This window comes from Atopomonas sediminilitoris, from assembly GCF_022601735.1.
GTDB classification, from domain to species: domain Bacteria; phylum Pseudomonadota; class Gammaproteobacteria; order Pseudomonadales; family Pseudomonadaceae; genus Atopomonas; species Atopomonas sediminilitoris.
The window spans coordinates 127,938-140,945 of the sequence record NZ_JAKUMM010000002.1 but is presented as its reverse complement, the minus strand read 5'-3'; the positions used below and the strand labels follow the sequence as shown (position 1 = coordinate 140,945).

Below are 13,008 nucleotides of genomic sequence, written 5' to 3'. Positions count from 1 at the left end.
CTTCAAGCCAGCCGCGCCAGCATCTGCTGCGGACTCACCGCCGTTAATCCGTGCGCTTCAGCCACGCTGGCACAGGTCAACTCACCCTGCGCCACACTCAAGCCCTTGAGCAAATGCGGGTCATCATTTAACGCTTGGCGTGTACCTTTATCGGCCAAGGCCAGTACAAATGGCAGGGTCGCGTTATTCAGCGCCAAGGTCGAAGTACGCGCCACACCGCCAGGCATATTGGCCACACAGTAGTGCACCACGCCATCCACCACGTAGGTCGGCTCGGCATGCGTGGTGGCCTTGGCAGTCGCCACGCAGCCACCCTGATCAATCGCCACGTCAACAATCACCGCGCCGGTTTTCATCCGACTGACTAGCTCAGCACTGACTAACTTCGGCGCCGCAGCACCGGGAATCAGCACACCGCCAATCACCAAGTCCGCCATCAGCACCTGCTCTTCCACCGCGGCACTGGTGGAATACAGCGTGGTAATTCGATTGCCGTAGTGCGCGTCCAAGCGCCGTAATGCATCCACACTGCGATCAAGCACAGTCACATCCGCACCCAAGCCAACCGCCATGGCCAGCGCATTACTGCCCACCACACCGCCGCCTAGGATCACCACTTTGCCCGGCGCCACACCGGGCACACCACCGAGCAAAACCCCGCGACCGCCTTGGGCTTTTTCTAAGCAATGCGCGCCTGCTTGTACCGACATTCGCCCTGCGACCTCGGACATCGGCGCCAACAAAGGCAAACGCCCCTGTGCATCTGTCACCGTTTCATAGGCGATACAGGTGGCACCACTGGCGAGCAAGTCATCGGTTTGCGGACGATCGGGAGCCAAATGCAGATAAGTAAATAGAGTGTGCTGCGGCGTCAGGCGCGCACGCTCCTCGGCTTGCGGCTCCTTTACTTTGACGATCAACTCGCTGCCGGCGAAAACGGCCGCCGCATCCGCGGCTATCTGCGCGCCGGCGGCTTGATAGTCGGCATCACTAAAGCCAATCGCATCACCGGCGGCGGTTTGCACCAACACACTGTGGCCGCGGCGCGTGAGCTCCAGCACCGATTGCGGGGTAAGCCCGACGCGGTATTCGTGGTTTTTGATCTCTTTCGGTAAGCCGACTCGCATGATCTTCTCCTCAAACCCTTTGGCGACACGCCATATTGTTTGAGTCTAGGCCAGCCCTTGCAGCGTTTTACCCCAAAGAATCAAGCCAAGCTGGTGAGTTTCTCTAAAAGCCTGCAAGACAGCAGACATATCACCAAGACCACTCATCTTCTTGCAGCCTGCTTTTCTGTAGGCACAAAAAAACCCGGTCATGGACCGGGTTTCTCACGCGAAGCTATCTAAATTTAGATAACTTGTACGCGCTCAGCCTGCAGGCCTTTCTGGCCTTGAGTCACTTCGAAGCTAACACGCTGACCTTCGGCCAGGGTCTTGAAGCCATTGCCTTCGATAGCACGGAAGTGAACGAAAACGTCAGCGCCGCCTTCTTGAGTGATAAAGCCGAAGCCTTTAGTTTCGTTGAACCACTTAACGGTGCCTTCTTGACGATTCGACATAACGCATTTCCTTGAAACAAAGAGAGTATGACCCTCGATCAAATGATCGAGTCTTTACTGGGCTTCCAAGGGTTATGGAATCGAACAACACGGGGTGGATCTTTCTGGATCTACCGCATCAGGACACGAATCACGGCGACCCATGCAAACACAGCGAGGTCACTATACCTGTTTTCCATCAAAAGCGAAGCCCTGCCTGGCACCCGCCTGCGCAATCGCGCTTACACAACAGCACCAATCAACTCTGGCCAGTCACATTTTGGCTGATTAAACTCCAAGGGTTTTGAACGCTCTCCACACGAGGTGCCCTATGAGCGAGTTAGTCGGTTACCAATTGCAAGACGGCGTCGCCGTGCTGAGCCTAGACAACGGCAAAGTGAATGCCGTGTCGCACGCTGTTATCGAAGCGCTAAACGCCGCGCTAGACCAAGCCGAAGCTGACAAGGCCGTGGTTGTCTTAACCGGCAAACCGGGCATTCTGTCTGGCGGTTACGACCTTAAAGTGATGCAAACCAGCATGGAAGCCGCCATTGGCTTGGTCACCGCCGGCTCAACATTGGCCCGCCGCATGCTTGCGCACCCCTACCCGATCATCGTTGCCTGCCCTGGCCACGCCGTGGCTAAAGGTGCATTCCTGCTGCTATCAGCGGACTACCGTATCGGTGTTGAAGGCCCATTCCAGATCGGCCTGAACGAAGTGGCTATTGGCATGACCATGCACAATGTGGGTATTGAGCTGGCGCGCGGTCGCTTGACTATCCCCGCCTTCCATCGCTCGGTGATCAACGCCGAAATGTTTAACCCGCACGATGCGGTAACTGCCGGCTTCCTCGACAAAGTGGTCGCGCCTGAAGCCCTGCTCGACACCGCCATGGCTGCCGCCATGGCGATGAAAAAGCTCAACATGCGCGCGCACAAGCAAACCAAACTCAAAGCACGCGCAGATTTCTTGGCCACGCTGGATGCGGCCATCGAGTCTGACCGCACGCACAAGCTGCAGTAAGATTTTAATTGGGCTGCAGGGGCTCCAAGAGCTCCTGTAGACGCCCTCGCTCCTCTAGCTTATTAAGCCCCGCATCAAATAAATCGCGCAAACGATTGCCATCTTCACGTGCTCGACTAAACAACACGTAATAATCCCAGCGACCTATGGCTTGCCCAATGCGCAGAGCTTGCTGCTGCTCAAGACTCAAACCCTCTAATGCCTGCACCGCACTCCGACGATTAACATACAGCGCGTCCACTCGCTTCTTTAGAATCATCTCCAAACCTGTCGACTCATCAGGCACAGAGATCAGCGTCAAACAGCCTTGTGCTTGTAACTGCTGCACGTCCTCTAAAACTTCAGAGCCCAATGCGACTGCAATACGCTTATTACAAAGCAGTTCGTAGTCCCTGCCCAAGCTACTCACCTGAACGGGCCAACTGCTCCGCGTGACCAGCACTAGCTCATCCGAAAAAACAACTCTGGAGTAATAAAACGCACGCTCACGTTTTGGTGTAAGCCCCCATACGGCTGTCGCAAGCCATTTACCCTGTCGCGCCATTTGTAAAGAACGCTTCCACGGATAGAAACCCAAGCGGGTTCTCACCCCAACCTCTGCATAGGCTTCATTAATCACCTGAACGACAGGGCCATAACCGGGCAATGCACTACCGATAAATGGCGGCCACTCTCCAATGGCTATATCTGCCTCATATTCACCGGCTACAACACTCGACATCGCCAACAGAAAAAGCCAACCGAAACTGCGCATACTCGCCTCAGAAGCAAACTTGCAAGTAAGGCAATTATAGCCAGTAAACAAACCTAAGCCTTTACGGCAACAACACCACCTTGCCTAGATTCTGCCGCTGCTCCAGGCATTGGTGAGCTTGTGCCGCCTCATCCAGCGCGAACTGCGCGTGCACATGCGGCTTGAGCCAACCGGCTTCGACGCCGTCCAATAAAGCTTGCATCCAGATCCGCACTTTGGCCGTTTCGTGCCACAGATGGCCCATGTTCACGCCGAACGCGCCACGGTTGTGTTCCATCAAACCGACAGGGTGCAGCCACGGCATGCCCAGCACTGTGCCCAGCAGTTTAAGCTTGCCCCATGCCCCGGACTGCGTAGCGGCCGAGATGCCAAAAGTACCAACGCGGCCGGTGGAACGCAGTGCTTTCAGGCTGCGCTTGAGGTGACTGCCACCGATCGGGTCGATGATCAGCTCGACGCCGCGACCCTCGGTCAGCTTGGCCAGCTCGGGCTCCCACGGCCCTTGGCGGTAATCGATCAAGCCGTCGACCCCCATGGCTTTAAGCGCCGCATGCTTGCCCCCGCTGGCCGTACCCAGCACACGGGCGCCTCGCTGCTTGGCAATTTGCAGCGCCGCCAACCCTACGCCGCCGCCGATGTTATGGATCAGCACGGTTTCATCGGCTTGCAAGCTGCCCATCACCACCAGCAACTGCCATGCGGTTAAGTAGTTGACCGGGATAGCCGCCGCTTGGGCAAAATCCAGCGTGGCGGGCATCGCAAACACCTGCGCCAGCGGCACGCAGACTTGTTCGGCCTGTGCATTAAAGCGGCTTAAACCAAACACTCGCCGCCCGAGCCAACTGGCCTCTACGCCAGCGCCGAGGGCGTCCACTTCGCCGGCAAACTCATACCCCAAACAAGTCGGAAATGGCGGCGCATCTGGGTATAAGCCTTGCCGCGCCATGACATCGGCAAAGTTAAGCCCAGCGGCACGCACGCGCACGCGCACCTCACCGGCCGCAGGCTGTAAGTCTGCGACGGTTTCTAGCTGCAACACTTCGGGTTTGCCGGCACGCGGCACAATTAAACGGCGCATCATTCACTCCTGCTGGCTGGGAATGACGATTCAAGACTTTAATTCGATAAATGTCAAACTATCGAATCACTCCCAGACCATCATCCAGCCAGCCGCACGTAAATCGCCCGTCTCATCTAGCGCGAAGATCAGCTGATCATGCTGGCCACGCCAGTCATATATCCACAGCACTCCCGCTGGCTGACCTTGCCATTCGGTCATGCGCAACAGATCAGCATATTCGGGCTGCTGTGCCGTGATGCGTCGATCGGGCTCACCCCATACGGCGAGCAGTTGTGACGGGTTAAGCCGCTGCCCCCAACTGTAGGCGAGCAAACGGTTCATCAGTTGGTGCTTCTTGCCTTGCCATTGATCGACATCCGCGCGCCATTCACCGCCATTAAAGTGGCCTACCTGCTGGCGCAGTTGCGACCAAGCAGCGGCGTCTTGGCCAAGCGCTGGGGGCACACCACTGCTCGCGCACGCAGCCAAGCACATGGCGGCAAAAGCGCTCAACACGATACGAGTAAGCGCAACCATTAGGCGTCCTACTGCCCCATGCCGAGCTGATGCGCTTGCATGTAAGCCGCCAAGGCTTGGCTATCGAGCTCTGCGCTCTGCTGCAACGCAGCAAACACGCCTGCTTGATCAGCCGCACTGCGTTGCTGCCCCAGCTTCGCTTGCCCTTGCAGCGAATCCAGCTCGATACGAAAACCCACAATCGCGCGATTAAGCTTGGCCACATAATCAGGCGCCAGCAAGGTGGTGTTAGCCGCCAAGGCTGGCTCGTAATGCGCGGTAAGCCGCTGCACTACATCCAGGGTTTGCGCGGCCTCTAAGCACTCAAGCACACCATAGGCGTGCACGGCGACGTAATTCCAAGTTGGCACCGCCGGCCCGGCGGCATACCACGTGGGTGAGATATAGCTGTGCGGGCCACTAAACACCGCCACTACGCGTTGCCCTTGAGCGCTTTGCCACTGCGGATTGGCTCTGGCCATGTGCCCGTAAAGCACACCACATTGACCCTCGTCGCGCACCAACAGCAGCGGCAAGTGCGTGGCTTGCAGGTCGGGACTGGTTAGCACGGCAAAGCTCCACTGCTCGATAAACTGCAGCTTCGCTTCGTGATCAGGCATGTCAAAACCAGAAGGAATAAACATCAGCGTCTCTCAGTCAGCGAGCCGTCTTGATAACACAGCCTGCATGATGGGCGGCACGACAGTCACCGGCAGAAAAGCCGCAACAGCGCGCGCCGCCCAAGGCACGCGCTGTGTTGTTAGCGCGGTTAAAAGTTAACCACTGGCCCTTCCGGCTCTTGCAACTGGAAGCCCGCGTGCACGCGGCGGGCGCTGCTGAGGCTGCCATCGGCTTTTTCCAGTACTAAGCGGTCACCGCGTTGCTCGCGCAGGCGATAACTGTCGCGGTAATACACGGGGCGCCCACTGACTTCGGTGGTTTCCAGCACTTGCGCATCCCCTTGCTGGCTCCAACAACCGATCTCTTGGCCAACATCAACGGCATCTTCGCTATGCACTTGGTAGTCCAGCTGAAAACGACCATCCGTATTCAAGGCCAGCAACTGTTTGACCTGCTTGCCATCCAGCTCGCGTTCTTCGTACCAACGGCCGATCAAACGGTGCTGCGCGCCCGGTGCCTTGCAAGCGACTTCTTTTAGGCGCTGCGGCTGGCCGGCCAAATGACTGCGATAGACCCGCTGCAAGGTCGCCGCATCAAAGCGGCAATGCTCACCGGGGCATTCGGCGTGCAGAACAAACTCACCCTGCACATCGCGCGGAAAATCCACCCGCAACTGCGGCCAGCCATCGACCATGCCGCCCGCTGGCGTCACCATGCCCTCGCCTTGACGCACCAAGCGTGGGCCGCCGGCGCGGGCCACATCGCCCAGAAACACCACGGTGCGTAAGCGCTTGAGCTGGCAATCCACCTCATCGGCGCAACGCTGTGGCTCGACGGGCACCTTAGCCACGCCGGCCACACTGGCGGCTGGCTGCGTGCCGCTGTAAGGCGTGCCTTGGCTGATGGGCTGCTGCGCGCAACCGGCGATTGTCACTAATACACTGAGGCTCAATGCCTGAGTTAACCACTGCCGCATGTTGTTCTCCTTATCTGCGAGATCGTGGGTAAACGTCGCTCTGGCGCGCGACGGCCGTGCAGCCCCATTGTTAGGCTGGGTTTGCTGCACTGGATAAAACAAGGCCCCGCGGTTGCAGGGCCTTGTGGGGGTTACTTCACTTGCTGTTCTAGCTCGCCATTGGCGTAACGCGCAAACATGCCGTCCAACGAGATCGGTTTGATCTTCGAGGCATTGCCGGCGGTACCGAAGGCTTCGTAGCGCGCGATACAAATATCACGCATCGCTTCGACGGTTTTGGCAAAGAACTTACGCGGATCGAACTCGCTGGGGTGCTCAGCCATCATCCGACGCATCGCGCCGGTCGAGGCCAAACGCAGGTCGGTATCGATGTTGACCTTACGCACGCCGTGCTTAATGCCTTCAACGATTTCTTCCACCGGCACGCCGTAGGTTTCTTTGATGTCGCCGCCGTACTGGTTGATGATCGCCAACCACTCTTGTGGCACAGAAGACGAGCCGTGCATCACCAAGTGGGTGTTGGGGATACGCGCATGAATCGCCTTGATGCGGTCGATCGCCAAGATGTCGCCGGTCGGCGGCTTGGTGAACTTGTACGCGCCATGACTGGTGCCGATGGCGATAGCCAGCGCATCCACTTGGGTCTTTTTGACGAAGTCCGCGGCTTCTTCGGGGTCGGTCAGCATCTGGCTGTGATCCAGTACGCCTTCGGCACCTACACCGTCTTCTTCACCGGCCATGCCGGTTTCAAGACTGCCCAAGCAGCCCAGCTCACCCTCGACCGACACACCGCAAGCGTGGGCCATGGCCACGGTCTGTTGGGTGACGCGTACGTTGTACTCGTAATCGGTGGGGGTTTTGCCGTCGGTGCCCAGCGAGCCGTCCATCATCACCGAGCTAAAGCCCAGCTGAATCGAGCGCTGGCACACATCAGGGCTGGTGCCGTGATCTTGGTGCATACACACCGGGATGTGCGGAAACTCTTCAATCGCCGCCAAAATCAGGTGCCGCAAGAAAGGTGCACCGGCGTACTTACGCGCACCGGCCGAGGCTTGCACGATCACCGGAGAGTCGGTCTTGTCAGCCGCTTCCATGATGGCGCGCATCTGTTCTAGGTTGTTGACGTTAAACGCCGGCACGCCGTAACCAAACTCGGCAGCGTGATCCAGCATCTGGCGCATTGAAATCAGGGCCATGGTTCTCTCCCAGGCAATTCGTTAAACACACAGTGAGTGCAAAACACTCAACGAGCGCGGCAATCGCGCCCGACTAATTCATCATCAGCGGCCCAGTACAGCAGCCCTTGCTCGCCCTTGGCGTGAAACACCAAAGTACCATCGCTGTACAGCATACCCGAGCCGGTTGGCTGGCGCGGCAAGTCAAAGCGCAGCGCGTCGAGCTTCAGCTCAACCGTATCGGCCTGCGCCTTGGCAAGGCGCCAGCTAAAGCGCTCGCCACCGGCGCATTGCCAGTGCTGCCACGCAGTAGCAGCGTCGCCACTGCCGTGCTGCGGCGAGCTCGCGCATGCCGCTAAGCCTAGACACAGCGTGACCACACAGAGCTTACGCATCAGCCAACCCCTACTCAGACGTCAGCCAAGCTTAGCCTTTAGCGCGCGCTTGCAGAATCTCAACGGCGGGCAGGGCCTTGCCTTCAACAAACTCAAGGAAAGCACCACCGCCGGTGGAGATGTAAGAAATACGCTCGCTGACACCGTACTTATCAATCGCGGCCAAGGTGTCGCCACCGCCAGCAATCGAGAAGGCATCGCTGCCGGCAATCGCCAACGCCAAGGCTTTAGTGCCTTCGCCAAATTGGTCGAATTCGAACACGCCAACCGGGCCATTCCACAGCACGGTTTTTGAGCTTTTCAGCAGCTCAGCAAACTGCACGGCGGTTTGCGGGCCGATGTCGAGGATCATGTCGTCGTCCGCCACATCGGCGATCAACTTAACGGTCGCGGTGGCGCTTTCAGCAAACTCTTTGGCCACTACCACGTCCACCGGCAGCGGCACGCTGACCTTGCTGGCGATGTCTTTGGCGGTATCGAGCAAGTCAGCTTCATGCAACGACTTACCAACGTTGTAACCCGCCGCCGCCAAGAAGGTATTGGCAATGCCACCACCGACAATCAGCTGATCGCAAATGCTGGCCAAGCTGTTGAGCACGTCCAGCTTAGTCGACACCTTGGAGCCGGCAACAATCGCCGCCATCGGGCGTGCCGGATTACCCAGCGCCTTGCCCAAGGCGTCCAACTCCGCCGCCAACAAGGGGCCGGCACAGGCGACAGCGGCAAACTTGGCCACGCCGTGGGTGGAGGCTTGCGCGCGGTGCGCGGTGCCGAAGGCGTCCATCACATAGATGTCGCACAGCGCGGCCATCTTCTGCGCCAGCTCATCGGTGTTTTTCTTCTCGCCCTTGTTAAAGCGCACGTTTTCAAACAGCACCAGCTCGCCATCTTTGAGGCTCAGCTCGGCGTCCAGCCAGTCACGCAGCAGCGGCACGTCACGCGACAGCGCTTCACTCAAATAATCGGCCACCGGCTTGAGCGAACTTTCTTGGTCAAACACGCCTTCTTCAGGGCGACCTAAGTGCGACATCACCATCACTTTGGCACCGGCTTCCAGCGCCAGCTTGATGGTAGGCAGAGCCGCCACGATGCGTGCGTCGCTGCTTACTTTGCCATTTTTAACCGGCACGTTCAGGTCTTCACGGATCAGCACACGCTTACCGCGCAGGTCCAAATCGGTCATCTTCAACACGGGCATGGAGACTTCTTCCTTTACACAAACACGATCAAGAGTGGCTGCTCGACACTTGCGCCAGCCAATGGCCAGCGCTGTCCAACAGCCGTTGAGCAAAACCCCATTCGTTATCAAACCAGGCCAGCACGTTCACCAGCCGCGTACCGGCGACGCGAGTTTGACTGCCATCGACGATGGCCGAATGCGGATCATGATTAAAATCGCACGAGGCGTGCGGCAACTCGGTATACGCCAGCAAGCCACGATAAGCGCCCTGCGCGGCTTGTTGCAGCAGCTGATTAACCTCAGCCGCACTGGTATCGCGCGCCACTTGCAGGGTGATATCCAGCGCCGAGACATTCACCGTCGGCACCCGTACCGCTTTGGCTTGAATGCGCCCAGCCAACTCAGGCAGCACACGCTCAATGCCGCGCGCCAAGCCGGTTGATACCGGAATCACTGATTGGAAAGCCGAGCGGGTGCGGCGCAAGTCGCTGTCGTGATAGGCGTCGATGACCGGCTGATCGTTCATCGCCGAATGAATCGTGGTGATCGACACGTACTCAACGCCCAGCGCTTCATCCAGCAAACGCAGCAGTGGCACGCTGCAATTGGTGGTGCAGCTGGCGTTGGACACCAAACGCTCGTTGCCGCTGAGTTGCTGCTGGTTAACGCCGTAGACCACCGTCGCATCGACATCGGCCTCGCTGGCCATCGGCTGCGAAAACAACACGCGCGGCACACCCGCGTGCAAAAAACGCTGCGCCTCAAGGCGTGTGGTGTAGCGACCGGAGCACTCGATCAGCAGGTCCAGATCAAGCGCAGCCCAATCCAGCGCTTCTGGCTCGGCAGCGCAGAACACCTCAATCGCCTGATCGGCAATGCACAGACGGCCTGCACGCGCACTCACTTCGGCCGGAAAGCGACCGTGGGTCGAATCAAACTGGGTGAGGTAGGCAATGCTGGCCAAATCGGCCACGTCATTGAGCGCAACGATATGCAGATCGGCGGGTGCGCCGCGCTCATGCACGGCGCGCAGCACGCAACGACCGATCCGGCCGTAACCATTGAGGGCAATGCGGTAAGGGCGTTTCGCCATGCTGCTCTCGCGCTGCTGCGGCGCCCACCGGCACAGCCGGCGAGCGCCCGTGCCGGTTTAGTCTTCGAGCAACTCGCCAGCGACTGCCAGCACGTTGTCGACAGTAAAGCCGAAGGTTTCAAACAACTGCGCCGCCGGCGCCGACTCACCAAAGGTGGTCATGCCGATGATGCGGCCGTCTAAGCCCACGTACTTGTACCAGAAGTCTGCATGGGCAGCTTCGATAGCAATACGCGCACCGACTTCGATAGGCAGCACCGATTGCTTATAGGCGGCATCTTGAGCATCGAACACGTTGGTGGATGGCATCGACACCACGCGCACCGCACGACCTTGCTCGGTCAGCGCATTGGCTGCCTGCATCGCCAAGCCGACTTCGGAGCCGGTGGCGATCAAGATCAGCTCAGGCTCGCCGGCGCAATCTTGCAGCACGTAACCACCGCGGGCGATATCCGCCACTTGCTGTGCATCACGGCTTTGGTGCGGCAGATTCTGGCGACTGAAGATCAACGCGCTTGGACCATCCCGGTGTTCAATGGCGGTCTTCCAAGCCACGGCGGATTCGACCGCATCACACGGACGCCACATCTGCAGGTTCGGCGTGCCACGCAGGCTGGCCATCTGCTCGATCGGCTGGTGTGTTGGGCCGTCTTCACCCAGACCAATCGAGTCGTGGGTAAACACATACAGCACTTGTTGCTTCATCAACGCCGACATACGCACGGCGTTGCGCGCGTATTCCATGAAGATCAGGAAAGTCGCGCCGTAAGGAATGAAACCGCCGTGCAAGGCCACGCCGTTCATGATGGCGCTCATACCGAACTCGCGCACACCATAGAACATGTAGTTGCCGGAGGCATCTGCAGCGCCAACACCTTGGCAGCCTTTCCACAAAGTCAGGTTGGAGCCAGCCAGGTCGGCCGAGCCGCCAAGCAACTCTGGCAGCAACGGGCCAAAGGCATTCAATGCGTTTTGGCTCGCCTTACGGCTGGCAATGGTTTCTCCTTTGGCCAGCACGTCTTCCACATACGCTTGCGCTTTGGCGCTGAAATCTGCCGGCAGCTCGCCCTTGATCACGCGGCGCTCAAACTCAGCAGCCAGCTCAGGGTAGGCGGCACGGTAGGCGGCCAGTTGCTCATTCCACGCGGCTTCACGCTCAGCACCGGCGGCTTTAGCATCCCACTCGGCATAGATGTCAGCAGGAATTTCAAACGGGCCATGTTCCCAGCCCAGCTGCGCGCGGGTCAGGGCGATCTCGTCAGCGCCCAGCGGCGCGCCGTGGCATTCCTCTTTGCCGCCCTTGTTGGGCGAGCCAAAACCGATCACGGTTTTGCAGCAAATCAGCGTGGGTTTGTCGCTGGTCGCGCGGGCGGTTTCAATCGCCATGTTGATTTCTTCGGCGTCGTGGCCATCCACATTGCGAATCACTTGCCAGCCGTAGGCTTCGAAACGCGCCGGCGTGTCATCGGTAAACCAGCCGTGCACTTCACCGTCGATGGAGATGCCGTTGTCGTCGTAGAAGGCAATCAGCTTACCTAAGCCCAAAGTACCCGCCAGCGAGCACACTTCGTGGCTGATGCCTTCCATCATGCAGCCGTCGCCCAAGAAGGCGTAGGTGTGATGGTCGACAATCGCGTGGCCGTCACGGTTGAACTGAGCGGCCAGCACTTTTTCCGCCAAAGCAAAGCCCACAGCATTGGCGATACCTTGCCCCAGAGGGCCGGTGGTGGTCTCGACGCCTGGGGTATAACCGTACTCAGGATGACCTGGGGTTTTGCTGTGCAGCTGACGGAAGTTCTGCAGATCACTGATCGACAGGTCGTAGCCGGTGAGGTGCAGCAAGGAGTAGATCAACATCGAGCCGTGACCGTTGGACAGCACGAAGCGGTCACGATCAGCCCACTGTGGGTTTTGCGGGTTGTGCTTCATGTGGTCACACCACAGCACTTCGGCGATGTCCGCCATGCCCATGGGGGCACCCGGGTGGCCACTGTTGGCTTTCTGCACGGCATCCATGCTGAGGGCACGGATGGCATTGGCTCGGTCACGACGGCTGGGCATTAGCAGCGACTCCTGCGTACGGCTGGAAAAAAGGTCGCTATTGTCGCCCAGCTTAGGTGGGTGGGGCAATTCTTGTGCTACGAATGGCGCAAAACAAGCACGCCGCATCCGAATAAGAGGCGCCTCTGGCGGCTTATACGATGCCGTTATCCGCCAGCAGTTGTTCTAGGCCAAGCAGGTCGGGGATTTTCGCCATCACGCCATCGGCATCCACGGCGGCCAGCTCATACTTGGCCAGCGGCAATTCCGCGGCCTTCAGCTCGCTATCGACTTTCATCGCGCGTGGAATACCTTGCACCAAGAGGGCAATAAACTTCACGTGCGGACGATCACCTTGGGCGTTCAGCACCAAAATTCGCGCCTGATTACCGGCCGCTACCGCCGGCTCGCCGCTGGCGACCTCAAACGACAACAAGGGCAGGCGTAAGTCGCGCCAAGTAACCAGACCCAAGAACCATTCCGGTAAACCTTCGCTGGTTTGCGGCGCACGGTAGGGAATCAATTCCGCCACGGCAACGTTGGGCAGCATCAGGGTGCGATCCGTCAGCGGCAACAACAACGCGGTTAAGCTGCGGACTTCATCGCTATCCGGGGTTGTAGTCAGGGACTGCAT

The 13,008-nt window shown here is 58.8% G+C and carries 14 protein-coding genes; 1 reads left to right on the top strand and 13 read right to left on the bottom strand.

The window, feature by feature from the left end; translation table 11 throughout:
* Window positions 1-2: 2 nt before the first annotated feature.
* Complete coding sequence (gene ald, locus MKI83_RS03105; protein WP_241583311.1) at window positions 3-1,127, bottom strand: alanine dehydrogenase; 1,125 nt, start codon at window positions 1,125-1,127, stop codon at window positions 3-5.
* A gap of 224 nt (window positions 1,128-1,351) precedes the next feature.
* Entirely contained in the window at window positions 1,352-1,561 is a 210-nt protein-coding gene (locus tag MKI83_RS03100) for a cold-shock protein (protein WP_241583309.1), read from the bottom strand.
* 310 nt (window positions 1,562-1,871) lie between these two features.
* Here MKI83_RS03100 and MKI83_RS03095 point away from each other — a divergent pair, with 310 nt between their 5' ends.
* On the top strand, window positions 1,872-2,564 hold the full coding sequence (locus MKI83_RS03095; protein WP_241583308.1) for a crotonase/enoyl-CoA hydratase family protein: 693 nt from the start codon (window positions 1,872-1,874) through the stop codon (window positions 2,562-2,564).
* 4 nt (window positions 2,565-2,568) lie between these two features.
* Here MKI83_RS03095 and MKI83_RS03090 read toward each other — a convergent pair whose 3' ends face one another.
* The 11 genes from MKI83_RS03090 to MKI83_RS03040 all read right to left on the bottom strand — a co-directional run bounded on the left by MKI83_RS03090 (window position 2,569) and on the right by MKI83_RS03040 (window position 13,008).
* On the bottom strand, window positions 2,569-3,318 hold the full coding sequence (locus tag MKI83_RS03090) for a substrate-binding periplasmic protein (protein WP_241583307.1): 750 nt from the start codon (window positions 3,316-3,318) through the stop codon (window positions 2,569-2,571).
* 61 nt (window positions 3,319-3,379) lie between these two features.
* Window positions 3,380-4,396, bottom strand: a complete 1,017-nt coding sequence (locus MKI83_RS03085; RefSeq protein ID WP_241583305.1) for a zinc-binding dehydrogenase — start codon at window positions 4,394-4,396, stop codon at window positions 3,380-3,382.
* 66 nt (window positions 4,397-4,462) lie between these two features.
* A complete protein-coding gene (locus MKI83_RS03080; protein ID WP_241583303.1) occupies window positions 4,463-4,915 on the bottom strand; it encodes a hypothetical protein in 453 nt (150 codons plus the stop codon).
* A gap of 8 nt (window positions 4,916-4,923) precedes the next feature.
* The gene (locus MKI83_RS03075) at window positions 4,924-5,538 is read right to left on the bottom strand and encodes an FMN-binding negative transcriptional regulator (protein WP_272493000.1); all 615 of its coding nucleotides are present in this window, start codon (window positions 5,536-5,538) and stop codon (window positions 4,924-4,926) included.
* 125 nt (window positions 5,539-5,663) lie between these two features.
* The gene (locus tag MKI83_RS03070; protein ID WP_241583300.1) at window positions 5,664-6,491 is read right to left on the bottom strand and encodes a hypothetical protein; all 828 of its coding nucleotides are present in this window, start codon (window positions 6,489-6,491) and stop codon (window positions 5,664-5,666) included.
* Between the two features lie 131 nt (window positions 6,492-6,622).
* Window positions 6,623-7,687: a class II fructose-bisphosphate aldolase gene (fba, locus tag MKI83_RS03065; protein WP_241583299.1), complete on the bottom strand. Its 1,065-nt coding sequence runs from the start codon at window positions 7,685-7,687 to the stop codon at window positions 6,623-6,625.
* Window positions 7,688-7,734: 47 nt separating this feature from the next.
* Complete coding sequence (locus MKI83_RS03060) at window positions 7,735-8,061, bottom strand: MliC family protein (RefSeq protein WP_241583298.1); 327 nt, start codon at window positions 8,059-8,061, stop codon at window positions 7,735-7,737.
* Window positions 8,062-8,092: 31 nt separating this feature from the next.
* Window positions 8,093-9,259, bottom strand: coding sequence for a phosphoglycerate kinase (locus MKI83_RS03055; protein ID WP_241583297.1), 1,167 nt, complete (start codon window positions 9,257-9,259; stop codon window positions 8,093-8,095).
* 28 nt (window positions 9,260-9,287) lie between these two features.
* A complete protein-coding gene (gene epd, locus MKI83_RS03050; protein WP_241583296.1) occupies window positions 9,288-10,334 on the bottom strand; it encodes an erythrose-4-phosphate dehydrogenase in 1,047 nt (348 codons plus the stop codon).
* A 57-nt stretch (window positions 10,335-10,391) separates the two neighbouring features.
* Window positions 10,392-12,395 carry a transketolase gene (gene tkt / locus MKI83_RS03045; RefSeq protein WP_241583295.1) on the bottom strand — a complete coding sequence of 668 codons (2,004 nt, stop codon included), beginning with the start codon at window positions 12,393-12,395 and terminating at the stop codon, window positions 10,392-10,394.
* Between the two features lie 133 nt (window positions 12,396-12,528).
* Window positions 12,529-13,008, bottom strand: coding sequence for a chemotaxis protein CheW (locus MKI83_RS03040; protein WP_241583294.1), 480 nt, complete (start codon window positions 13,006-13,008; stop codon window positions 12,529-12,531).

Excerpts from the sequence above, each read along its gene's own strand:
- ald (WP_241583311.1), bottom strand. The coding sequence starts at position 1,127 with ATGCGAGTCGGCTTACCGAAAGAGATCAAAAACCACGAATACCGCGTC.
- MKI83_RS03100 (WP_241583309.1), bottom strand. The coding sequence starts at position 1,561 with ATGTCGAATCGTCAAGAAGGCACCGTTAAGTGGTTCAACGAAACTAAA.
- MKI83_RS03095 (WP_241583308.1), top strand. The coding sequence starts at position 1,872 with ATGAGCGAGTTAGTCGGTTACCAATTGCAAGACGGCGTCGCCGTGCTG.
- MKI83_RS03090 (WP_241583307.1), bottom strand. The coding sequence starts at position 3,318 with ATGCGCAGTTTCGGTTGGCTTTTTCTGTTGGCGATGTCGAGTGTTGTA.
- MKI83_RS03085 (WP_241583305.1), bottom strand. The coding sequence starts at position 4,396 with ATGCGCCGTTTAATTGTGCCGCGTGCCGGCAAACCCGAAGTGTTGCAG.
- MKI83_RS03080 (WP_241583303.1), bottom strand. The coding sequence starts at position 4,915 with ATGGTTGCGCTTACTCGTATCGTGTTGAGCGCTTTTGCCGCCATGTGC.
- MKI83_RS03075 (WP_272493000.1), bottom strand. The coding sequence starts at position 5,538 with ATGTTTATTCCTTCTGGTTTTGACATGCCTGATCACGAAGCGAAGCTG.
- MKI83_RS03070 (WP_241583300.1), bottom strand. The coding sequence starts at position 6,491 with ATGCGGCAGTGGTTAACTCAGGCATTGAGCCTCAGTGTATTAGTGACA.
- fba (WP_241583299.1), bottom strand. The coding sequence starts at position 7,687 with ATGGCCCTGATTTCAATGCGCCAGATGCTGGATCACGCTGCCGAGTTT.
- MKI83_RS03060 (WP_241583298.1), bottom strand. The coding sequence starts at position 8,061 with ATGCGTAAGCTCTGTGTGGTCACGCTGTGTCTAGGCTTAGCGGCATGC.
- MKI83_RS03055 (WP_241583297.1), bottom strand. The coding sequence starts at position 9,259 with ATGCCCGTGTTGAAGATGACCGATTTGGACCTGCGCGGTAAGCGTGTG.
- epd (WP_241583296.1), bottom strand. The coding sequence starts at position 10,334 with ATGGCGAAACGCCCTTACCGCATTGCCCTCAATGGTTACGGCCGGATC.
- tkt (WP_241583295.1), bottom strand. The coding sequence starts at position 12,395 with ATGCCCAGCCGTCGTGACCGAGCCAATGCCATCCGTGCCCTCAGCATG.
- MKI83_RS03040 (WP_241583294.1), bottom strand. The coding sequence starts at position 13,008 with ATGCAGTCCCTGACTACAACCCCGGATAGCGATGAAGTCCGCAGCTTA.